The organism is Moraxella oculi (assembly GCF_023336735.1).
GTDB classification, from domain to species: domain Bacteria; phylum Pseudomonadota; class Gammaproteobacteria; order Pseudomonadales; family Moraxellaceae; genus Moraxella; species Moraxella oculi.
In genome coordinates, this window is record NZ_JAMBAQ010000020.1 from 1 (window position 1) to 21,602 (window position 21,602).

Consider the following 21,602-nt stretch of genomic DNA (forward strand, 5'->3'; position numbering starts at 1 on the left):
GCATGATAGAGATATCAATGCTAGTAAGAACATTCTTGCGGTCGGGCTTGACCGTCTAGCAGTAGGAATCCCCTCGGTTTAGCGAGGGGAGGAAGTCAATAATGGACGAAGCAACCAGTCATTTAAATGTTGAAAAAGAACAAGAAATTAATGAAATGATTAAATCTTTAAATATCACAAGAATAATGATTACCCATCGCCTAGAGACAATAGCGAGTGCAGATAGAGTAATTTGCCTAAATAAAATCTAAGCGTACTTTAAAAAGCGTGCCATTTGCCCCATTATGTTTTATCATATGATTGAAACATAAAAGACGAACAATAAGGCAAAAACCCATGGCACACGAATACATCAGCATTAAGGGTGCACGCACGCACAATCTAAAAAACATTGATGTGAACATTCCAAGAGATAAGCTGGTCGTCATCACAGGACTGTCAGGCTCTGGTAAATCATCGCTTGCCTTTGATACGCTCTACGCTGAAGGTCAACGCCGTTATGTGGAGAGCTTGTCCGCTTATGCTCGTCAGTTTTTAAGTCAAATGGATAAGCCTGAGGTAGACAGCATTGAGGGTCTTTCACCCGCCATCGCCATTGAACAAAAATCTACCAACCACAACCCACGCTCTACGGTTGGCACAATCACCGAAGTGTATGATTATTTGCGTCTGCTATTTGCTCGTGTTGGTACGCCATACTGTCCTGAACACGGCTTGCCCATGGTCGCCCAGACGGTGAGTGAGATGGTGGATGACATTCTCGCCAAACCCATAGACACCAAGCTGATGCTCCTTGCTCCGATCGTGCGTGAGCGTAAAGGTGAGCATGTGGCACTGCTAGACAGTTTACAAGTCCAAGGTTTTACCAAGGTGCGTATAGATGGCGTGGTCTATGAGATGGATGAGTTGCCAACTCTTACCAAGACGCACAAACACACCATTGAAGTGGTGGTGGATAGATTTAAAGTGCGTGAGGATTTGGGTAATCGAGTGGCGGAGAGTTTGGAGACCGCTTTGCGACTTGGTGGCGACATTGCCGTGGTGCATGACATGACCACTGGGGAGGAGACGATACTTTCTGCCAGACACTCCTGTCCTTCCTGTGATCGAGCGGTCAGTGAGTTAGAACCAAGATTGTTCAGTTTTAATAATCCTGCTGGTGCATGCCCTTCTTGTGATGGCTTGGGCAAACGCCAGTATTTCTCTGCTGACCGCATTGTTACTGAGCCTGCCAAATCCATCAATCAGGGGGCGATCCATGGTTGGGATAAACGCCACGCCTACTATTTTGGACTTCTGACCACTGTTTGTCAGCATTTTGGTATTGACATGGATGTGCCATGGCAAAGCTTGGCTAAAAAACAACAAAATATCATCCTAAATGGCTCTGGTAAAGAAAAACTGACCTTTAACTTCACAGATGAGCGAGGACGAAAAACAGTTAAAACCGTCCCATTTGAAGGAATTTTGCCTTACTTGGAGCGCCGCTATTACAGCACCACGAGTAATATCGTACGAGATGAGCTTGCTCAATACTTGTCCGACACCACCTGTAATGTTTGTCAAGGCGTGCGATTAAACGAAATCGCCAGAAGTGTGAAAGTTGATGGGCGTGGCGTGGGAGATATTATTCATCTGCCGATTGGACAGGCTTGGCAGTATTATGAAAACTTAAAAATTGATGGTGCTAAAGGCGAAGTGGCGGATAAGATTTTTAAGGAAATTCGTGAACGGCTGGGGTTTTTGACCAAAGTAGGGCTTGAATATCTCACCCTTGCCCGTTCAGCTGAGACGCTATCGGGAGGTGAGGCACAACGCATTCGATTGGCCAGTCAAATTGGGGCAGGTCTGATGGGAGTGATGTATGTGCTAGATGAGCCATCAATTGGTCTGCATCAAAGGGATAATGATCGCTTGTTATCCACACTGACGCATTTGCGTGATTTGGGCAATACGGTGATTGTGGTAGAGCATGATGAAGATGCCATTCGCATGGCAGATCACATCATTGATATCGGTGTGGGGGCAGGCGTGCATGGTGGGCGAGTGATTGCCACAGGGACGGCAGATGAGATTGCTGCTAATGAACAATCACTCACAGGTCAGTATTTATTGGGTAAAAAACGCATAGAAATCCCTACTGTTCGCTATCAAGCAAAAATAGGCGAAGTTAAGAAAGGTAAAAAAACCGTCAGTGAGCCACTCTATATTCGCCTAGAAGGTGCTAGGGGGAATAATCTAAAAAATGTCAATCTAGCCATCCCAATCGGCGTCATGACCTGCATCACAGGCGTGTCAGGTTCTGGCAAAAGCACACTCATCAATCGCACACTCATGCCCCTATCGGCAACCAAGCTGAACAATGCAACCACGCTTGTGCCAGAGGCATATGACAAAATCACAGGGCTTGAACATTTGGACAAAATGGTGGATATTGATCAAAGTCCGATTGGTCGTACACCACGCTCAAACCCCGCTACCTATACAGGTGTGTTTACGCTCATTCGAGATTTGTTTACCCAGACGCCAGAGGCAAGAGCTCGGGGCTATAAGGCTGGAAGATTTAGCTTTAATGTCAAAGGAGGTCGTTGTGAGGCTTGCCAAGGCGATGGTATGATTAAGGTGGAGATGCACTTTTTGCCAGACATGTATGTGCCGTGCGATGTTTGTGCTGGTAAGCGATATAATCGTGAAACGCTAGAAATTCGCTATAAGGGTAAATCCATCAGCGATGTATTGGACATGACCGTTGAGGATGCTTTGGTGTTTTTTGAGGCGATACCTGCGATTGCCCGTAAATTAGAAGCTCTCATGCAGGTAGGTTTGGGGTACATCACGCTGGGGCAGTCTGCCACGACACTCTCAGGGGGTGAGGCACAAAGGGTGAAGCTTGCCAAAGAGCTTGCTAAAAGAGATACAGGGCAGACGCTTTATATCTTAGATGAGCCAACAACTGGTCTGCATTTTCATGACATTAAAAAGCTTCTTGATATTTTGCATGCCTTAAGAGATAAAGGAAATACAATCGTTGTCATTGAGCACAATCTTGATGTCATCAAAACAGCCGATCATATTGTTGATTTGGGTTATGAAGGTGGTGCTGGTGGCGGTGAGATTGTTGCTTTTGGCACACCAGAAGAGGTTGCCAAAGATGAGCGTTCGCATACAGGCAGGTTTTTACGACCAATGCTTGGTCTGTAAAGAGCATGAGGGGTCAAACAAGATTGGCATGGTCTATCATCAAAAGGATATGCCAAAATCACGGCTTTGTGAAACACAAAAAGACGAATCATGACATTCGTCTTTTTGTGTTTTGATTTGCTTGTGTTTATTGGGGTTGTCGCATTCCGATGCACTCGCCCATTTTGACTGTTTTACCGTGCGTCAACTCATCACTCCAAGCAACCTGTGCTGATTTTGGTAAAACGATGATGGCGGTCGAACCAAGATAAAATCTGCCCAACTCATCGCCTTTTTTAAGCATCAAATCATGCGAACGCTCTTGAATGTAAGGCGTGCGTTTGATGGCGCCTGTCGCCACGCATTCAATACCAGCGACAATCATCGCACCAACCAAAATCACACAAGACTTACCCCATTGGGTATCAAACTCACACACAAGGCGTTCATTTCTGGCAAATAAATCAGGCACATTGGCAGCGGTGGTATTATTGACTGAAAACAGCGTACCAGGTAGGTAGCGAGTGGCGGTCAATGTGCCATCAAAAGGCATGTGTACACGGTGGTAGTTGGTTGGGGCAAGGTAGATGGTGGCAAAGGAGCCATCATTAAACGATTGTCCCAGCTCATAATTTGCTAAGAGCTGACTGACATCGTATTCACGCCCTTTGGCTTGGATGAGCTGACCGTGTGTGATGGTGCCGATTTGGCTGACTGTGCCGTCAGCAGGGCAGGCGATGCTATTTGGCATCTCATTAATGGGGCGTGCACCTGGCTTTAATTCACGAGTAAAAAATTCATTAAAGCTGACATAGTCATCCAGACTGTCTTTTTTATACTCTTTTAAATCAATGTCATAAGCTTTGGCAAAGGCGTGAACTAAGGCTTTTTTGACATAAGGATTGTCGCTTTTGGCGAGGGTTCCTGCCAATTCGGATAAAGCTTGTTGGGGAACGAGATTTTGTAGGATGCAAAATAGATTCATGATAAATGTCAAATAAAAGTTAGAACATGGCATTGTAACCCATTTTGCACAGATTACGGCATGTTATTAACAAAGATATACAAAAAAACTTAAAAATATGCGTGCGTATTAAGGCGGTTGATCATCAATCATGCAAGCATAAAAATATTGTTTGAGCTATCATTTATGCCAAAAATCCGATATGATAAGCATTTTTAATGGGTGGCTTGATGTCTGTTGCACAAAATTTTGATGACTTTGATATTACACATTTATGGCATCCTTACACATCAATGACTCGGCCGATCGCCGCACTTAAAGCGGTAAAGGCTGACGGCTGTTTAATTACATTGGCTGATGGGACGGTGTTGGTTGATGGCATGTCGTCTTGGTGGTGTGCGATTCATGGTTATAATCATCCTGTGTTAAACGCTGCCATCACAGAGCAACTGGGGCGAATGTCGCATCTGATGTTTGGTGGCTTGACGCATACGCCTGCCATAGAGCTTGGTAAGCGATTACTAAAAGTTACCCCTAAACCCCTGCAACATATTTTTTATGCTGATTCTGGTTCGGTGGCCGTAGAAGTCGCCCTAAAAATGTCAGTACAATATTGGCATGCACAGGGCAGATCTGCCAAACAAAACATCATCACGACCCGTTCTGGCTATCATGGCGATACCTGGAATGCAATGAGTGTGTGTGATCCTGTAACAGGCATGCATCAGATTTTTGGTGAGGCGTTGCCGAATCGTATTTTTGTGCCAGCACCCAGTGTGAAGTTGGGTGATGATTGGTCAGATGATGCCTTGATTGACATTCAAAACGCCTTTGCCAAGCATCATGAAACACTTGCTGCGTTCATTATTGAGCCTGTGGTGCAAGGGGCGGGGGGTATGCGATTTTATCATCCTAATTATCTCAAAGCCATTCGTGAGTTGTGTGATCGCCATGGCGTGTTGTTGATTGCTGATGAAATTGCCACAGGATTTGGTCGGACGGGCAAGTTATTCGCTTGTGAGCATGCCAACATTGTGCCAGACATCATGTGTTTGGGCAAGGCGTTGACAGGTGGTTACATGACGCTTTCGGCAGTATTGACGACCAGTGAAGTAGCACATGGCATCAGTGCTGATGATGGCGTGTTCATGCATGGGCCAACTTTTATGGCAAATCCTTTGGCGTGTCGTGTGGCAATGGCGAGCATTGATGTGTTATTGTCATCAGATTGGCAGGGTAAAATCACTCACATTGAACAGATTTGCCGACAAGTTTTATCCCCCTTGAAAGTGCTTAAATGCGTGGCTGATGTGCGTGTTTTTGGAGCGATTGCGGTGGTGGAGCTGACGGCACCGATTGACATGGCTTGGGTGCAAGATCGGCTCATTGAACATAAGATTTGGATTCGTCCTTTTGGGCGACTTGTGTATGTGATGCCACCTTTTATCATCAGTGATGATGAATTGACCCATTTGCTTAGTGGTGTGGCTGCCTTGGTAAATGAGTGGAACGATGCGTGAAAAACTGCTACAAAAATATGCTGACAAATTAAGCCATCTGAATCAAAAGAATAATGTGCGAGCTTTTTATCCTTTGACGCATTGTAAGCGGCATATTAGGTTGGCTTATGGCAAGTCGTTATTAAACCTTGCTAGCAATGACTATTTGGGCGTTGCCACAAACAGTGATTGGCAGGCGGAGTTTTTAACAAATGTTGCTCCAAAATATCAGCTTGGTGCTTCATCATCACGACTTTTAACTGGTAATTTTAGCATTTATGAACGCTTAGAGAGTAGAATGCAAGGTCTTTTTGGGCGTTCATGCCTGCTGTTTAATAGCGGCTATCATGCCAACATTGGCATCATTCCTGCACTGTGCGATGATGGTACGATGATTTTGGCTGATAGGCTGGTGCATGCCAGCATGATCGATGGCATTCGCCTAAGCCGTGCTAAGTGTGTGCGTTATGCCCATCAAGATTTTGTACAATTGGAGCGGTTGCTACAAAAATATCAAGATGATGACCGCATCCACCAAATTGTCATCATGACCGAATCCATTTTTAGCATGGATGGCGATGTTACTGATTTGGCTATGCTTGTTCGGCTTAAAAATCGTTACGACAAATCAATGCTGTATGTTGATGAAGCGCATGCCATCGGTACACACGGCATGGGTGGACTTGGGTGCGGTCAAGACTTTGGCGTGCTTGATGAAATTGACCTTGTGGTGGGTGCATTTGGCAAAGCGATGGGGTCGATGGGTGCGTATGTAATTTGTCATCAGGTTTTAAAGAAATACCTCATCAATGTGGTAAGACCATTGATTTTTAGTACCGCCTTGCCACCTATTAATGTTGCATGGACGGATTTTGTCGTGGCAAGGATTGATAAGCTTGGTGCTGAGCGGCAAAGGCTGGCAGACCTTTCAGCCAGGCTGATTGCCCATGTTAAAGACCTTGGCTTGGCGTGTGGTTCAAAAAGCCATATCGTACCGATTGTTTTGAAGGAGAATGCCAAAGCATTGGCAGCAGCAAAATTGTGTCAATCACACGGATTATTTGCACTTGCCATCAGGCCGCCTACTGTTGCCATCAATCAAGCCCGTCTTCGCTTGTGTCTTAATGCAACCATCAGTGATGATGAGTTTGAGAAGTTGCAAAAGGTGTTGGACATCATCGCCTGGCAGGTGCAATCATGAATGTGGTGCGTATTGCTCGACGCTTTAGTGCTGCTTATGACACCTATCAAAACAATGCCATCGCCCAAAAAGTGGCTGCCAAAAGGCTTATGTCGGCATTGGTTGGGCTGCGACCGCCTACACAAACGCACTTTGCCCAAGTATTGGAGATTGGCTGTGGAAGTGGTGGTTTGACCGAGCAGTTGTTACAATACTATGTGCCAGACCTGCTATATCTTAATGATTTGTATGACAAAATTACCCAAAATCGCCTGCTAATCCCAGCCGATGCTTACCGATTTTTATTGGGCGATATTGGAAAAATAAGCCTACCAACTGGGCTGGATTTGGTTCTGTCTGGTTCGGTTTTACAATGGATTTATCCACTTGATGAGTTGTTTGCCAAAATCCATCAGTCATTGGCGATGGGCGGAGTGCTGGCATTTAGTACTTTTGGCAAAAATAATCTTTGGCAACTCAAACGCTTGACCAATCGTGGCTTGGTATATTATTCGCTTGATGAGATTGTTGAGCGACTTATTCAGTCTGGCTTTTGCATGGAGTATCATGCGGTCTATCAGCAGACTTTGCACTTTGATAATGCGATGGCGGTACTAAGGCATTTGCAAGCAACAGGCGTTACAGCGACGGACAGCGATTTTCATTGGAGTAAAGAATCTTTGTCAAGGTTTTGTCAGGCTTATCAATCATATGCAGATGATGAGGGCTTGCCTTTGACCTATGAACCAATGATTTTAATCGCCAAAAAACTTTAATATGACGGCATGATTATGAATACCACAAATCCAATGCAAGGGGTGTATTTCATCAGTGGCATTGACACTGATATTGGCAAAAGTATTGCCACAGGTATGATAGCCAGGCGGCTACAAGAGCAAGGTGTGTCGGTCATCACCCAAAAGCTCATTCAGACAGGCAGTCAAGGCATTTCAGATGACATCATCACACATCGTTCATTGATGGGCGTGTCATTGCAGGCGTGTGATGAGTGTGGTGAGACGATGCCTGTACTGTTACCCTATCCAGCTTCACCACATTTGGCAAGTCGTTTGGCTGATGTGTCGGTGGACTTAGCACGCATTGAGCATTGTACGACCAAGCTTTTAGAATTGTACAGCGTGGTGCTGCTAGAAGGGGCAGGCGGTCTGTTGGTGCCTTTGACTGATGATGAAGATGGCGGTGTTTTGACGATTGATTATGTCGCACGCCATGATTACCCCATCATTTTAGTAACTTCTGGTAGGCTTGGTAGCATCAATCATACGCTACTAAGTCTTGAGAGCATTAAAAATCGCAACATTCGTCTCCATGCACTTGTCTATAATGAATTTCATGATGACCAAGATGTGCTTATCAGTGCTGATACCAAACGATATCTACAAAACCATCTGAATAAGCATTTTGGTCAGACGCTGTGGTGGACCATTCCTGCGATGGTCTGAATGATTGATTTTAGGAATTTAAGGAATCATATGAAAGCGCTCATTCAACGAGTAAATTCTGCCAAGGTTGTTGTCGCTGATCGAACCGTGGGGAGTATTGGTGTTGGTGTGCTTGCCTACATTGGTATTGGTCAAGATGACGATGTTGAAGGTGCATGCAGACTGATTGATAAGATTTTGGCTTATCGAATTTTTGAAAATACCACCGATGCAGATAAGCTTGGTAAGTTAGACAAATCGCTGTCTGATGTCAAAGGAGAGCTTTTGCTGGTATCACAATTCACCCTAATGGCAAAGACCGATAAGGGTCGTCGCCCTGATTTTGCCCCAGCCATGCCACCTGCTCATGCACGGCTTGTGTTTGAAGAATTGGTCAATTATGCCAGATCGGTCCACCCAAGTGTGCAGACTGGTGAGTTTGGGGCAGATATGACAGTAACGGCAGTCAATGATGGGCCAATAAACTTTGTTTTAGAAGTGATGACAAATCCCAAAAGTTGATGGGGAGGCGATGTCTGTCATCACCAGCCACAAACCGCCAAGCATGCTGACGGTGATGGCTTGATATTTGTGATTACTAAGGGCGAGCCACACCGCCCATCAAGGAATTGGGTAGTGGTAGTATTTGCCCTGCTTGACTGACAGCATCAGGCGTACCGATGACCAAAGCATCAAATCCATCAGCGACCATTACGCCATTGACGATTTGGATTTTGTCGATTTTTTCGCCGAATTGGCACTCTTGGGGTAGTAATATTCGATGTAAATACGCTTTTGGGGATGCTTTGAACCACAATCGTGCGATGACCTCTTGCCCCAGATAGCACCCTTTGTCATAATCTACACCACCGCGCTGATGTAAGCGTAGCTCTTGGGGTTGGAACAGTCCCTGAGTGTCTCTGGTAATCCAGTAATTGCCATTGGCAATGCTCATCATCGCCCATCTTGTAAAATCTGCCTCACGATCATCGTTACTAAAAGTCGGTAAGTCGTCTTTGGCGGTAGGGTAAATGGGGGTGGTCTCACTGGTGTGAAATTTTGAGAATGCACCGTACTTTTTAAGATGAGTGATGAGATCTTGCATGCAATCACTGGTCGTGATGACTGTAAAAGTCTCGTCATCATTGCGATTGACCCATAGCCCAAACTGTACACGACCTTTCAAATCACTGATGGCACATGGGGTGAGGGCGGTATTGAGTTTATTGACATTGATGGTTAATTGACCCTGTAAGAATTTGGCGGCATCTTTGCCACTGATGATGAGTTGTTCGAAAGTGGTGTTTGTCATGGGATTTTTTTCTTAATGAAATTTAAGCTGATGATTGCCATTGTAGCATGTTCAAGCTAAGATTGATATTTTGTGTCAACAAAAAATCACGAAAATCTGTTATACTAAGCGGATATTTTCATGATGCTTTTAATGAATTGATTTAAAGATTGGGAATGACCATGAGCTTGCCTGCCTGTCCAAAATGTGAAGAGAACTATACTTATCAAGATGGCGAACTGTTGATTTGTCCGATGTGTAGCCATGAATGGCTGGCTGGCGAGGAGATTGCTGACATTCGTGTGATTAAGGATGCGGTAGGCAATGTGCTAAACGATGGCGATAGTGTTACTGTGATTAAAGATTTGAAGGTTAAAGGATCGAGTACTCCTATTAAAGTTGGCACCAAAGTCAAGTCCATTCGCTTAATCCATGACGCACCTGACGACCATGATATTGATTGTAAAATAGACGGTTTTGGGGCAATGAAATTAAAGTCTGGCGTGGTGAAAAAAGCATAAATGCACCGCCATGTCATTCAGAAGCATCAAAATATTGGCATTTTTAAGACCATTCCTGCTAAAACTCGCCTATTCAATGTTAAGCCTTGTCAAAACTACCCGAATTGGTACAGTGCTGATGTGGATGTGGGAGGTGTAGAGATTTTTGTATGGGGTGGTTTTTTGCTGAATGATTTGTTGCTGGTGAACTACAACCCAACCGAACTTGATGTGCATATTGGTGATGTGGTGGAGGTACTTGGGATTTATGGTGATTGGGCTTGGGTAAAAATGACGACCCCTAAGAATCATGAAAGCGTTCCTGTTGGTGCGATAGGCTGGCTTCCTTGTGTTAGTTTAAGTGATGACTATTTTTGTCGTGATACTCAGTAAGCACCATGATGGAATATTTCAAAAAATAATGCCTGAATAATACCTGATTTCACCTTACGCCCCCCTTTTTTTGATGAATGATGGATTTTAATTTAATAAACTTAATATAAAGAGATGAAAAATGACTCAATTGACTGCCGACCACTTGCTGTTTGAAAAAGCCAAACGACACATTCCAGGAGGTGTTAATTCGCCAGTTCGTGCCTTTACTGGTGTTGGCGGCACGCCTGTGTTTGTCAGTCGTGCAAAAGGGGCATACATTTACGACACTCAAAACCAGCCTTATATTGACTATGTTGGTTCGTGGGGTCCGATGATTCTTGGTCATGCACATGATAAGGTCATCAGTGCTGTCAAGTCGGCAGCTGATGATGGATTGTCTTTTGGGGCGCCAACGCCTTTTGAGACGACGATGGCAGATTTGATTTGCGAGCTCATTGACCATATCGAGCTGATTCGCATGGTGTCTAGTGGTACAGAAGCCACGATGTCTGCGATTCGTTTGGCGCGTGGCTATACAGGTCGAGATAAAATTGTGAAGTTTGAAGGGTGTTATCATGGGCATAGCGACAGCTTACTGGTCAAAGCTGGTTCTGGCATGCTGGACATTGGAGAGCCAACTTCCAAAGGTGTGCCTGCTGATTTTGCCAAGCACACTCTAACATTGCCTTACAACGACCTTGATGCCCTAAAACAAGCTTTTGAGAAGTTTGGGGAAGAGCTTGCCTGTGTGATTGTCGAACCAATCGCCGGTAATATGAATATGATCATTCCAAGTCAGCAATTTCATGCCACCTTACGAGAGCTGTGCACTCAGTATGGTGTGGTGTTGATTTTTGATGAGGTGATGACGGGGTTTCGTGTGGGATTAAAGGGGGCAAGTGAATATTTTGGCATCACGCCTGACCTGACTACTTTTGGTAAAATCATCGGAGCAGGATTGCCTGTCGGAGCGTTTGGTGGCAAGCGTGAGATTATGGAACATATTGCTCCTTTGGGAGGAGTGTATCAAGCTGGCACACTTTCAGGAAATCCTTTGGCGATGCGCGCTGGCAAGGCGATGTTTGATGAGTTGGTTTGTGATGGTTTTTATGAAAATCTGACCAAAAAGACGGAATATTTGGTTGCAGGTTTGCAAGACAAGGCGAATAAATATGACATTGCTTTTAATGCTTGTTTTGTAGGCGGTATGTTTGGATTGTTTTTTACCGAACAGTTGCCACAAAATTTTAGCGATGTGGCGAATGCCGATACCGCACGCTTTAATCAATTTTTCCATGCCATGCTAAGACAGGGTGTTTATCTTGCCCCATCTGCCTTTGAAGCATCTTTCATGAGTTCGGCACATACTTATGAAGATTTGGATAAGACGATCGCTTGTGCGGATAAGGCATTCTTTGAGCTGGCTGATGGCTGATGGTTGATGGCAGGCTTGATCCAAAGCGTAGTTTGAGTGTGTCTGATTTTAGGAAAAAAATATGAGACTGTTAATTGCTTTATTCATTCCATGGTTGACCTTTTTTACCATTGGACGACCATTGGTAGGAGTGGTTTGCTTGTTTTTGCAGATCACACTGATTGGCTGGTTGCCTGCGACAATTTGGGCAGTGTATGCGTTGAGCCAATATCAAACTGACCAAAAGATTAAGCAAATGAAAAATCAATTACAAGGCAATTGATACACCTCCGCTTTCATTGCTTGGTTAAAAATTCATGACCTGCTTGATTTTTTAATTTTTATAACCATAATCTTGATTAATCAAATTTTTTGCCCTTGTGCAATTTGGAATGACGCAAATGCTAACAAAAATCATCAGTGCTGTGATCGGCACCAAAAATGAACGAGAACTTAAAAGAATGCGTAAGGTTGTGGCAAAAATCAATGCCTACGAACCCACCATTCAACAGTTGACTGATGACGAGTTGCGTCAAAAAACCTTTGAGTTTAAAAATCGTTATGAGCAAGGTGAGAGTCTTGATGATCTGTTGCCGGAAGCTTTTGCGGTGTGCCGTGAAGCGTCCATTCGTGTCAATGGCATGAGGCATTATGATGTTCAGCTTATTGGTGGCATGACATTGCATGAAGGCAAGATTGCCGAGATGAAAACAGGTGAGGGTAAAACGCTGATGGCAACCCTTGCTATTTATCTCAACGCCATCAGTGGCAAAGGTGTGCATGTCGTTACTGTCAATGATTATTTGGCGGGTCGTGATGCTGAGTTGAACCGCCCATTATTTGGGTTTTTGGGGTTGACGGTAGGGGTGATATATAGCCAACAGCCCCCACAAGAAAAGTTTGAGGCTTATCGTGCTGACATTACTTATGGCACAAATAATGAATACGGCTTTGACTACCTGCGTGATAACATGGTGTTTAGCCTATCTGAAAAAAAACAGCGACCTCTCAACTACTGCATCATTGATGAAATTGATAGTATCTTAATTGACGAGGCTCGTACGCCACTCATCATTTCAGGTCAAGCCGAAGATTCGGCTGAGCTGTATGCTCTCATTAACAACATCATTCCACGCTTGATTCGTTCAAAGGATGAGGAGCTTAATAAAGACAATAAAGATGGTGATTTTTGGATTGATGAGAAAAATCGTGCCATTGAGATCAGTGAAAAAGGCTACGAAAAAATCGAGAGTTTCTTGGTTGAAGTTGGACAGCTTGGTGAAAACGAAAGTTTATATAGCCCAGCTCGCCTGCCACTGCTTGCACATGTACAGGCAGCAATTCGTGCACATCATATTTTTATCAAGGATATTCACTATATCGTCCAAGATGGTGAAGTGATCATTGTGGATGAAAATACAGGTCGTACCATGCCGGGTCGCCGCTGGTCAGAGGGACTTCATCAAGCAGTAGAAGCCAAAGAGCATGTGGAGATTCAGTCTGAAAACCAAACGATGGCGACAACCACCTTTCAAAACTATTTCCGTCTGTATGACAAGCTGTCTGGCATGACAGGTACAGCGGATACGGAAGCGGCAGAATTTAAATCCACTTATGATCTTGAAGTGGTGATCATTCCGACACACCGTCCAATCGCCCGTATTGACATGGATGATCAGATTTTCTTGACCAAAATGGGTAAGTATCAAGGCATCATCAAAGAAATTAAAAAGATCACTGCCAAAGGGGCGCCTGTGTTGGTCGGTACAGCAACCATTGAAGCCAGTGAAGATTTGTCTTACTTGCTTGACCAAGAGGGCATTGTGCATAATGTCTTAAACGCTAAGCAACATGAACGCGAAGCAGAAGTCATTGCCCAAGCAGGTAAGCCTGCGGCCGTAACCATTGCCACCAATATGGCTGGCCGTGGCACAGACATCATATTGGGGGGGAATTGGCAGGCTCAAATCGACAACTTGCACGAACTGACAGAGGAGCAAAAAGCGGCTCTACAAGCGGAATGGAAACTTCGCAATGAAGCTGTCAAGGCAGCAGGTGGATTGCATATCATCGGCTCTGAGCGTCATGAATCTCGTCGCATTGACAATCAGTTGCGTGGTCGAGCAGGTCGTCAAGGCGACCCCGGTCAATCTCGATTCTTTTTGTCGCTTGAAGATGATCTCATGCGTATTTTTGCAGGCGACAGAGTGACCAATATGTTTCGTGCGATGGGTCTAAAAGAAGATGAAGCCATTGAACATAAGATGGTATCTCGTTCAATTGAAAATGCCCAAGGTAAGGTTGAGGCGAGGGATTTTGATGCGCGTAAAAACTTGCTTAAATATGATGATGTTGCCAACGATCAGCGTAAAGTGATTTATGCTCAGCGTGATGATTTGCTAGGGCAGGCTGATCTACAAGATTCTATTAAGGACATGCATCACGAGGTGTACCACGCACTCATCAATCAATTCATACCACCTGGTTCGGTTGATGACCAGTGGAATATTGATGGGCTGGAGGATGAGATTGAAGAGGCATTCTGTTATTATATGCCAATCAATGACTGGCTTGATGCTGACCGTCGCCTTGATGAAGAAGGGTTGCGTGCCAAAATCATTGACACAGCCATTGCTCGATATGAAAAAAGACGAGTGCAGATGGGTGAGGAAAGTGCCGCTCAGCTTGAACGCCATTTCATGCTTCAAAGTCTTGACCGTCATTGGAAAGAGCATTTGACCCAGATGGATCAATTGCGTAAGGGCATTCACTTGCGCAGTTATGCACAGAAAAATCCAGAGCAGGAATATAAACACGAATCTTTTGAACTATTTGTATCGATGCTTGGTGCGATCAAATCCGATATTGTTCAAGACTTAGCAAGAGTTCATGTGCCAACACCTGAAGAACTGGCAGCATTAGAAGAAGAGCGTCGCCGTCAAATTGAATCCATGCAAATGCAGTTCGAGCATCATCATTTGGGTGAGCAACAGGAGCAGTCAGAAAGTCGCCAAGCACCGAGTCAGAATATCAGTTTGACATTAGGAGCGGTTGCTGGCATGAATGCTCAAACAGCTGATGACACAGAAAGTGAAACGGTCGTGATTCCACAAAACATCAGCCGAAATGCACCATGTCCTTGTGGAAGTTCCTTAAAGTATAAGCAATGTCATGGCAAGATTACCTGATAAGAACTAAGGAGAGAAATTTTCTTGTTGGTATGATTGTTATGCCATACTGAAAATTGGTGAATTGTTTAATGGGGAGGTGTGATGAAAAAATCTCTATATTTGCTGGTCGTGTGGGCTGTTATGGTGACAGCTTGTTCCAAAAAAGAAGAGCTTGCCATACCAGAGATTGCAGATCCTGAAGTAGTACCCATGTCGGCAGAGCCTGCTGAACCAAATGGTATTGCAGGCGATCAAATCACGATACAAGATCCAGCAGTATTAGAACCTACGGAAGATGATGCTGTCAGTGATGCTCAAATGCAGGTCGTCGAGTCAGTCGATGATGATCAATTAAGTAACTGACATTTTTATCTTGGGGGCCGCACCAGACTAACCATGAGAATGACCCATTATAAATTTATAAATTGGGCAGTAAAAATTACAAAAAAGGTTACTTGAGTTTTTTGTTAAAGTAACCGCTCATTCAGTGTCTTTATTATTCTGCCATAAAATCTTAATTTATTGGTGGTGTTTTGAGCATGTTAGAATCAATCACCCAACAAGATCTAACACCATATCAATAGCACCCCAAGCTTTTGATCAGCTTAAAGTATTTAGAATATGATGAGGGTTTTGATTTATTTGGCATGGCTAATTTACCTGTATGATCCCAGGAGTCATGAACTTTTTAATTCGCTCAACAAAAAAGAGTCCAAGGAGGACTCTTTTTTATCAGTGATGTTAAGGTAGAGAGATATTATTTTTTCTCTTCAGTAACAACAGTAGTGGTGGTAGTAGTGGTAGTATCAGTTGCTGTTGCAGTTGCTGCGTTTGCAGCATCTTTTGCAGCGTCAGCAGCTTCTTCAGCAGCATCTTGTGCATTTTTTGCAGCGTCGGCAGCAGCGTCGGCAGCTTCACCAGTAGTGGCTTGTGCATTTGCAGCAGCAGCATTAGCAGTTGCAGCAGCAGCTTGTGCAGCGTCAGCAGCTTGTTGAGCAGTAGCGTCATTAGGTGCAGCGTCAGCAGCTTGTTGAGCTTCAACAGCAGCAGCGTTAGCATCTTGTGCAGCGTCAGCAGCTTTTTCTTCTGGCTTTGAGCAAGCGGTTAGTGCTAGAGAAGCGATAAGAGCAGATAGGACTAGTTTAGTTTTCATAGTAAATCTCCATAGGCTGATAATTCAGTAAGCATATTTAGAAAACCAAAAAAATGGCAGAATCAAATCATCATTCATTTCTGCTTTTGGATTGCAAAAAATATCTTACTTTAAACCGGAAAGGTATTATACCTAAATTTTAAAAAATGAAAAGTACAATTTCCTAATCAAAGCCAAAAAATTGTAACAAATGATTTCATGTTTTTATTTCATCATTCTGATGGTTATCGATTGTTACAATTTCCCACATGACGCATCATCAACTTGTTGATTTTTTGGTCATGTTGCTAAAAAATTCATCGTTGGTTTTTGAATCTTTCAAGCGGTCAAGCAAAAATTCGGTCGCTTGTGAATCGTCCATGGGTTGAAGCAGTTTTCTTAATACCCACACACGACGCAGTGTTTCTTCATCAAACAGGCGTTCTTCACGGCGAGTAGAGGATTTTTTAATGTTAATGGCTGGAAAGATACGGCGTTCAGCAAGATCTCGTTCCAAGGTTATTTCTTGGTTGCCGGTGCCTTTAAATTCTTCAAATATCACCCCATCCATCTTAGAGCCTGTGTCAATCAAGGCCGTTGATATGATGGTCAAACTACCACCTTCCTCAACATTGCGTGCCGCACCAAAGAAACGCTTTGGTCGTTCTAAGGCATTGGCATCAACACCGCCTGTCAGCACCTTACCGCTTGATGGAATGACTGTATTGTATGCACGAGCAAGGCGAGTGATGCTATCAAGTAAAATCACGACATCTTGCTTATGCTCAACCAGTCGTTTGGCTTTTTCGATGACCATCTCGGCAACTTGAATATGACGCTGTGGCGGTTCATCAAAAGTGGAGGCGACCACCTCACCGCGTACCGTACGCTGCATTTCGGTAACTTCTTCAGGGCGTTCGTCAATGAGTAGGACGATGAGATAACATTCAGGATGATTCTTGCAGATTGCTTGGGCAACATTTTGCAATAATACCGTCTTACCTGCTTTTGGCGGGGCGACGATGATGGATCGTTGACCTTTACCTATCGGTGCAATCAAATCAATGACACGACCTGTCAGATCTTCGGTAGTTCCGTTACCTTGCTCAAGAGTCAGCTGATCGGTTGGGAAAAGCGGTGTTAAATTTTCAAAAATGAGCTTATGGCGACTGCGATCTGGTGTATCAAAATTAATCTCACTCACTTTTAATAAGGCAAAATAACGCTCTTGTTCTTTAGGTGGGCGGATTTGCCCTGCGATGGAGTCGCCAGTTTGTAGGTTAAAACGGCGGATTTGGCTTGGGCTGACATAGATGTCATCAGGACCTGCCAAATATGAACCCTCTGATGAACGCAAAAATCCAAAACCATCAGGCAGAATTTCTAGTACACCATCTCCATAAATCGGCTCGCCATTTCTGGCGTGAGTTTTTAAGATGGCAAAAATGATGTCTTGTTTACGATTGCGAGCCATATTCTCAAGGCCTATTTGCTCTGCAATGGCAAGCAGCTCAGAGATGGATTTTCTTTTGAGTTCGGTTAGATTCATGGATAGGTCTTGCAAAGAGTGATCATGAGAAAGCCATCAGCATGATGCTGATAATGGACGGCTAAAAATCTTATGAGAAAAAAAAAAGGACATGTTGCTGGTTGAATGAAAGAATGCAACGGTGTGTAATGATACGAGTTTTTGTTCGTAAAATCAAGCAAAAAACCAAAAGACCTGTAAAAAAACAAGCCTTTTGGTCTTTGACGGGTTTTAAAGATGTTTGTCCAATAATTGGGCAAGTTCTGATTTTGGGCGACCACCGACAATCGTATCGACTTTTTCACCATTTTTAAAGACAAACAGCGTTGGAATGCTACGAATGCCGAATCGTGCTGCAGTTTCAGGATTTTCATCAACATTGATTTTGATGATGTCGGCACGACCTTCATAGTCATGAGCCAGCTCTTCTAGGGTTGGAGCAATGGCCTTGCAAGGGCCGCACCAAGGTGCCCAAAAATCCACAAGTACAGGCTTATCAGACTTTAGAACATCTTGTTCGAAGGTTGCATCGGTGGTATTGATGAGAGACATAATTTCCTACCTATTTGGGTTGAGAATGGGACATATGAATTATAAAGGTGGATTGGTGATTTTTCAAGGTTGGGTATGATAAAACATACCTAAGTGATTCTAGGGTTTAAAAAAATGACAATCTGATTGTGCTATAATAACAAAATTTTATCAAGAAGGGCAGATTTTTTTGCCATTAACGCTCATTCTAAATCACGGTGTCAAAACATCATGAATCGAACCGACAATCGAACCGACCGCCAAGATCGCCTAAGCGATGAAAGCATTGCTCAAATGATGGCTGATGAATCCCAAAAAGATCAGGGTTTTTTTGAAAATTTCATTCAGTCCATCACAGTCTATGAAGACGACGATATTTGGGTGGGTGATAAGCCAGCGGGGTTATTGAGTGTTGATGGGCGGTTCTTAAAAGTGAGTTTGCAATCTCGGTTGCTTAAGGCATATCCAAACATTAAGCTCATTCATCGATTGGACATGGACACATCAGGTTTGATTATTTTTGCTAAAAATGAGCATGCCCAAACCCATGTCTCCAAGCAATTCATTGATCGCATACCGTCAAAGGAGTACCAGGCGGTGGTCATGGGCGTGGTGAATGACAATAAAAAAGGCATCATTGATGTGCCTGTGCGTTATGAACCGACGACCAAACCTCGCCATGTCGTTGATATGAATTGGCACAAAAGAGCTTTGACACACTATGAAGTGCTGTGCCATGAGTGGCGTAACGATGGCGATGGTCAATCACACCCTGTAACTCGCATTGCCTTAAAACCCATCACAGGGCGTAGCCATCAGCTGCGAGTACACATGGTGCATCTTGGGCATGTGATGATTGGCGATCCAATTTATGCCGATGGGTTGGCATTGGAACTTGACTCTAGGCTTAATTTGCATGCCCATAAACTCCGCCTAAAGCATCCAAAGCATGGTGTTTGGATGGAGTGGCAAAGCACAGTGCCATTTTAATTGTTGGTGATGAGGTGGTAGGTGAGATCATTCAATGCTGTCGCCATCTATAAGACCGCTGATTGCCGCACTTTGGTAAATGAGTTTGGCACGATTGCCAGTGCCACAAAAGACCATCACAGGGTGTGGTAATTCGCTTAATAATTGAGCAAATTTTTTCACCATGTCTAAATGCAGACAGTCGCCATCTATGGGTAAATGTCGATATTCAAGACCAATCTTGGTCGCACTTTGATGCAGATCGTGGCTGGCTGGCTGGTAATCGCATTCATTGTCAAATCTTAGGTTGATTAGACTTCTAAAACCTAAATTTGCCAAGACTTGGCATTGATGGGGGTGAATTTGTTTGTATAAAGTGACTGATTGTTTATTCATTTTTTTAATTTTTTAAAAGACTTTGGTTATCTTAACGAAAATTTTGCTTAAACTCAATGTGTTATTTGGCATAAACTTATTCCAAAAAATAAAAAAATTGATGAAAAGTGGTTATTTTGGAATAATCTACAAGCCGTACCAATCATTTTTTTGGCGATTTAAAGCATCCATCGCCTGCTTGGTGCTTAAAAACACTTTGCCAGACAATTTGCTGATGAGTTTGCCATTTTTTAGGCTGTCTAGTACTGGGCCTTTCACTTCTGCCAAATGTAGGCATCTGCCTTGCTGTTTAAGCTCTTGATTGAAATTAAGGAGCATGTCTTGGGCGGTCAGATCCAAATGATTGACGGCGGTCATGACCAAAATGATCTCTTGTGCCTTTGGGTGGTTGAAGCAGCGTTCACGCAAGGTGTTGTGAATGGTTGTGGCATTGCCAAAGTAGATGCTTTCATCAATGCGTAGCATGAGCAGATTATCAACAGTGGTTGCTTTATGGCGCGTGATGTCGCGAAAATGTCCACTATTGCCAATTTGACCAATGGTGGCAATGTTCACTCGCTGTGAGCGATGCACCATCAGGACAAAGCTTGTGAGCATTCCTGCACTTAGACCAAAGTTCAATCCAAAAGCGATCGCGGTGATGAAGCTGATGATCCAGCACCACGCATCAGCCCCATCGTGCTTGATGGCGTCTTTTAAGGTATCCAAATCCACCATTTGTATTGCTGACATGATGATGATGGCTGAAAGTATGGCGTACGGCAATCCTGTCAAATATTGACCAAAAAACAGCAAAATTGATAATATTCCTATCGCACAAATCACCGAAGCGAATGGCGTTTTGGCACCAAGACTGATGTTTAAGCTGGTGCGTGAGATTCCTCCTGTAACAGCAAATCCCCCAGAAAAGCTGCTGGCAATATTGGCAAGACCTAAGCCGAGCAACTCTTTGTTGTTATTGAAAGGTTGTTGGTGAATGCGTGCGTAACTTCCTGCCACCGTTGAGCTTGAAATGAAAGCGATGAGTGCAATGAGTAATGCTGAGGGTATCATTTTTAGGACGGTATCGGTGGATAAGATGGGTGGGCTGAGTGCTGGAAGTTGTGTCGGTAGTGGCTCAAGTAGATGGATGCCAAGCTCTTGCCAGTGCAACTGATTGGCAAAAATGATGCCAATCATCACGACAATGATGATGACTAAGCGTTTGGCAAATTCGGCTTTCGACTTGGGTAGCCAAGACCATAAAAAACTAAGATGGCGATTGGCGAATAATAAAGACAAAGTTGCAAGACCCAGCAAAGCGGTTTCTGCATGGATATAAAAACCATCATGTAAAAGATTATTGATGATGATGGTAAGGCTGTCGCCAGCGATGGGTGCGCCGATGAGATTTTTAAGCTGTGAGATGATGATCATCACCGCCGCCGCACTGACAAAGCCACTGGCAACGCCACGACTGACAAACTGCATGATCCAGCCCAGCCGAAGCATGCTGGATAAGCATAAAATAACCCCAACCATGAATGCCAGCATGATGGAAAGCATGATGTATTGCATGCTACCTGAGGCATAATGAGAGAGGGCACCGCTGGTCATGATGGCGGTTACGGCAACAGGCCCTAGGGCACTCACGCTGCTTGAACCGATATAGGCATACACCAAGGTGGGCACAATTGAAGCATAAAGACCCATGATGGGTGGGAGGCCTGCCAAGCTGGCATAGCCCAAACTTTGAGGGATAACGAGTATCGCCATCATCAGGCCTGAGCTTAGATCGTTGACGATGAGTTTAGGCTGTTGCTTTAAGGTGTTTAGCCAGTCAGGGAGAATGGTCATTGTGAGTCAAGATACAAAGTATGTAAACAGGTTGTAAAAACCGCCTATTTTCTGTGATTTTGACATGCTTGTCAAAATTTTTGATCAGTTTTCGCCTTGACTTCCTCCCCTCGCTAAACCGAGGGGATTCCTACTGCTAGACGGTCAAGCCCGACCGCAAGAATGTTCTTACTAGCATTGATATCTCTATCATGC

At 44.0% G+C, this 21,602-nt stretch carries 20 protein-coding genes and 3 pseudogenes; 15 read left to right on the plus strand and 8 right to left on the minus strand.

The window, feature by feature from the left end:
- From M2R47_RS08240 to uvrA, 3 genes and pseudogenes are all read left to right on the plus strand, one after another.
- A pseudogene (locus M2R47_RS08240) lies at window positions 1-82 on the plus strand (RNA-guided endonuclease TnpB family protein); the annotation flags it as partial.
- 19 nt (window positions 83-101) lie between these two features.
- A pseudogene (locus tag M2R47_RS08245) lies at window positions 102-251 on the plus strand (hypothetical protein); the annotation flags it as partial.
- An 85-nt stretch (window positions 252-336) separates the two neighbouring features.
- Window positions 337-3,201 carry an excinuclease ABC subunit UvrA gene (gene uvrA, locus M2R47_RS08250; protein ID WP_249101600.1) on the plus strand — a complete coding sequence of 955 codons (2,865 nt, stop codon included), beginning with the start codon at window positions 337-339 and terminating at the stop codon, window positions 3,199-3,201.
- A 127-nt stretch (window positions 3,202-3,328) separates the two neighbouring features.
- Here the strand turns inward: uvrA and asd are convergent, their stop codons facing one another.
- Window positions 3,329-4,165 (minus strand): archaetidylserine decarboxylase, encoded by an 837-nt coding sequence (gene asd / locus M2R47_RS08255; RefSeq protein WP_249101603.1) that lies wholly within the window; start codon window positions 4,163-4,165, stop codon window positions 3,329-3,331.
- A 209-nt stretch (window positions 4,166-4,374) separates the two neighbouring features.
- Between asd and bioA the strand changes: the two genes are divergently transcribed.
- Genes bioA through dtd form a run of 5 tightly spaced genes read left to right on the plus strand, consistent with a single transcriptional unit; the run spans window position 4,375 to window position 8,787 of the window.
- On the plus strand, window positions 4,375-5,664 hold the full coding sequence (gene bioA / locus M2R47_RS08260; protein ID WP_249101606.1) for an adenosylmethionine--8-amino-7-oxononanoate transaminase: 1,290 nt from the start codon (window positions 4,375-4,377) through the stop codon (window positions 5,662-5,664).
- Window positions 5,657-6,844, plus strand: a complete 1,188-nt coding sequence (locus tag M2R47_RS08265; protein ID WP_249101608.1) for an aminotransferase class I/II-fold pyridoxal phosphate-dependent enzyme — start codon at window positions 5,657-5,659, stop codon at window positions 6,842-6,844. Before bioA ends, M2R47_RS08265 begins: the two co-directional genes overlap by 8 nt.
- Window positions 6,841-7,599, plus strand: coding sequence for a methyltransferase domain-containing protein (locus tag M2R47_RS08270; protein ID WP_249101611.1), 759 nt, complete (start codon window positions 6,841-6,843; stop codon window positions 7,597-7,599). The genes M2R47_RS08265 and M2R47_RS08270 overlap by 4 nt, the downstream gene beginning before the upstream one ends.
- 15 nt (window positions 7,600-7,614) lie before the next feature.
- Window positions 7,615-8,286: a dethiobiotin synthase gene (gene bioD, locus M2R47_RS08275; protein WP_418001192.1), complete on the plus strand. Its 672-nt coding sequence runs from the start codon at window positions 7,615-7,617 to the stop codon at window positions 8,284-8,286.
- A gap of 30 nt (window positions 8,287-8,316) precedes the next feature.
- Window positions 8,317-8,787 (plus strand): D-aminoacyl-tRNA deacylase, encoded by a 471-nt coding sequence (gene dtd / locus M2R47_RS08280; RefSeq protein WP_249101613.1) that lies wholly within the window; start codon window positions 8,317-8,319, stop codon window positions 8,785-8,787.
- Window positions 8,788-8,863: 76 nt separating this feature from the next.
- Here dtd and ygfZ read toward each other — a convergent pair whose 3' ends face one another.
- Window positions 8,864-9,577, minus strand: coding sequence for a CAF17-like 4Fe-4S cluster assembly/insertion protein YgfZ (gene ygfZ / locus M2R47_RS08285; protein WP_249101616.1), 714 nt, complete (start codon window positions 9,575-9,577; stop codon window positions 8,864-8,866).
- 161 nt (window positions 9,578-9,738) lie between these two features.
- On the opposite strand from ygfZ, the gene M2R47_RS08290 reads away from it, so the two are divergent.
- From M2R47_RS08290 to M2R47_RS08315, 6 genes are all read left to right on the plus strand, one after another.
- On the plus strand, window positions 9,739-10,077 hold the full coding sequence (locus M2R47_RS08290) for a zinc ribbon domain-containing protein YjdM (RefSeq protein ID WP_249101653.1): 339 nt from the start codon (window positions 9,739-9,741) through the stop codon (window positions 10,075-10,077).
- Window positions 10,078-10,449 carry a hypothetical protein gene (locus tag M2R47_RS08295; protein ID WP_249101619.1) on the plus strand — a complete coding sequence of 124 codons (372 nt, stop codon included), beginning with the start codon at window positions 10,078-10,080 and terminating at the stop codon, window positions 10,447-10,449.
- 121 nt (window positions 10,450-10,570) lie between these two features.
- Window positions 10,571-11,866, plus strand: a complete 1,296-nt coding sequence (hemL, locus tag M2R47_RS08300) for a glutamate-1-semialdehyde 2,1-aminomutase (protein ID WP_249101622.1) — start codon at window positions 10,571-10,573, stop codon at window positions 11,864-11,866.
- Between the two features lie 61 nt (window positions 11,867-11,927).
- Window positions 11,928-12,128, plus strand: a complete 201-nt coding sequence (locus tag M2R47_RS08305; protein ID WP_249101625.1) for a YqaE/Pmp3 family membrane protein — start codon at window positions 11,928-11,930, stop codon at window positions 12,126-12,128.
- A gap of 118 nt (window positions 12,129-12,246) precedes the next feature.
- Complete coding sequence (gene secA, locus M2R47_RS08310) at window positions 12,247-15,033, plus strand: preprotein translocase subunit SecA (protein WP_249101627.1); 2,787 nt, start codon at window positions 12,247-12,249, stop codon at window positions 15,031-15,033.
- A gap of 84 nt (window positions 15,034-15,117) precedes the next feature.
- Window positions 15,118-15,378 (plus strand): hypothetical protein, encoded by a 261-nt coding sequence (locus tag M2R47_RS08315; RefSeq protein ID WP_249101631.1) that lies wholly within the window; start codon window positions 15,118-15,120, stop codon window positions 15,376-15,378.
- A gap of 394 nt (window positions 15,379-15,772) precedes the next feature.
- Here M2R47_RS08315 and M2R47_RS08320 read toward each other — a convergent pair whose 3' ends face one another.
- The 3 genes from M2R47_RS08320 to trxA form a co-directional block, all read right to left on the minus strand.
- The gene (locus M2R47_RS08320; protein WP_249101634.1) at window positions 15,773-16,168 is read right to left on the minus strand and encodes a hypothetical protein; all 396 of its coding nucleotides are present in this window, start codon (window positions 16,166-16,168) and stop codon (window positions 15,773-15,775) included.
- 259 nt (window positions 16,169-16,427) lie between these two features.
- A complete protein-coding gene (gene rho, locus M2R47_RS08325; protein WP_249101637.1) occupies window positions 16,428-17,696 on the minus strand; it encodes a transcription termination factor Rho in 1,269 nt (422 codons plus the stop codon).
- A gap of 210 nt (window positions 17,697-17,906) precedes the next feature.
- Entirely contained in the window at window positions 17,907-18,227 is a 321-nt protein-coding gene (gene trxA, locus M2R47_RS08330; protein ID WP_249101640.1) for a thioredoxin, read from the minus strand.
- Window positions 18,228-18,500: 273 nt separating this feature from the next.
- Between trxA and M2R47_RS08335 the strand changes: the two genes are divergently transcribed.
- Entirely contained in the window at window positions 18,501-19,196 is a 696-nt protein-coding gene (locus M2R47_RS08335; RefSeq protein ID WP_249101656.1) for an RluA family pseudouridine synthase, read from the plus strand.
- Between the two features lie 27 nt (window positions 19,197-19,223).
- On the opposite strand, the gene M2R47_RS08340 is transcribed toward M2R47_RS08335, so the two are convergent.
- From M2R47_RS08340 to M2R47_RS08350, 3 genes and pseudogenes are all read right to left on the minus strand, one after another.
- Window positions 19,224-19,571 carry a protein tyrosine phosphatase family protein gene (locus M2R47_RS08340; protein ID WP_249101642.1) on the minus strand — a complete coding sequence of 116 codons (348 nt, stop codon included), beginning with the start codon at window positions 19,569-19,571 and terminating at the stop codon, window positions 19,224-19,226.
- 126 nt (window positions 19,572-19,697) lie between these two features.
- Window positions 19,698-21,407 carry a SulP family inorganic anion transporter gene (locus M2R47_RS08345; protein ID WP_249101645.1) on the minus strand — a complete coding sequence of 570 codons (1,710 nt, stop codon included), beginning with the start codon at window positions 21,405-21,407 and terminating at the stop codon, window positions 19,698-19,700.
- Between the two features lie 113 nt (window positions 21,408-21,520).
- Window positions 21,521-21,602 (minus strand): annotated as a pseudogene (locus tag M2R47_RS08350) (RNA-guided endonuclease TnpB family protein); the annotation flags it as partial.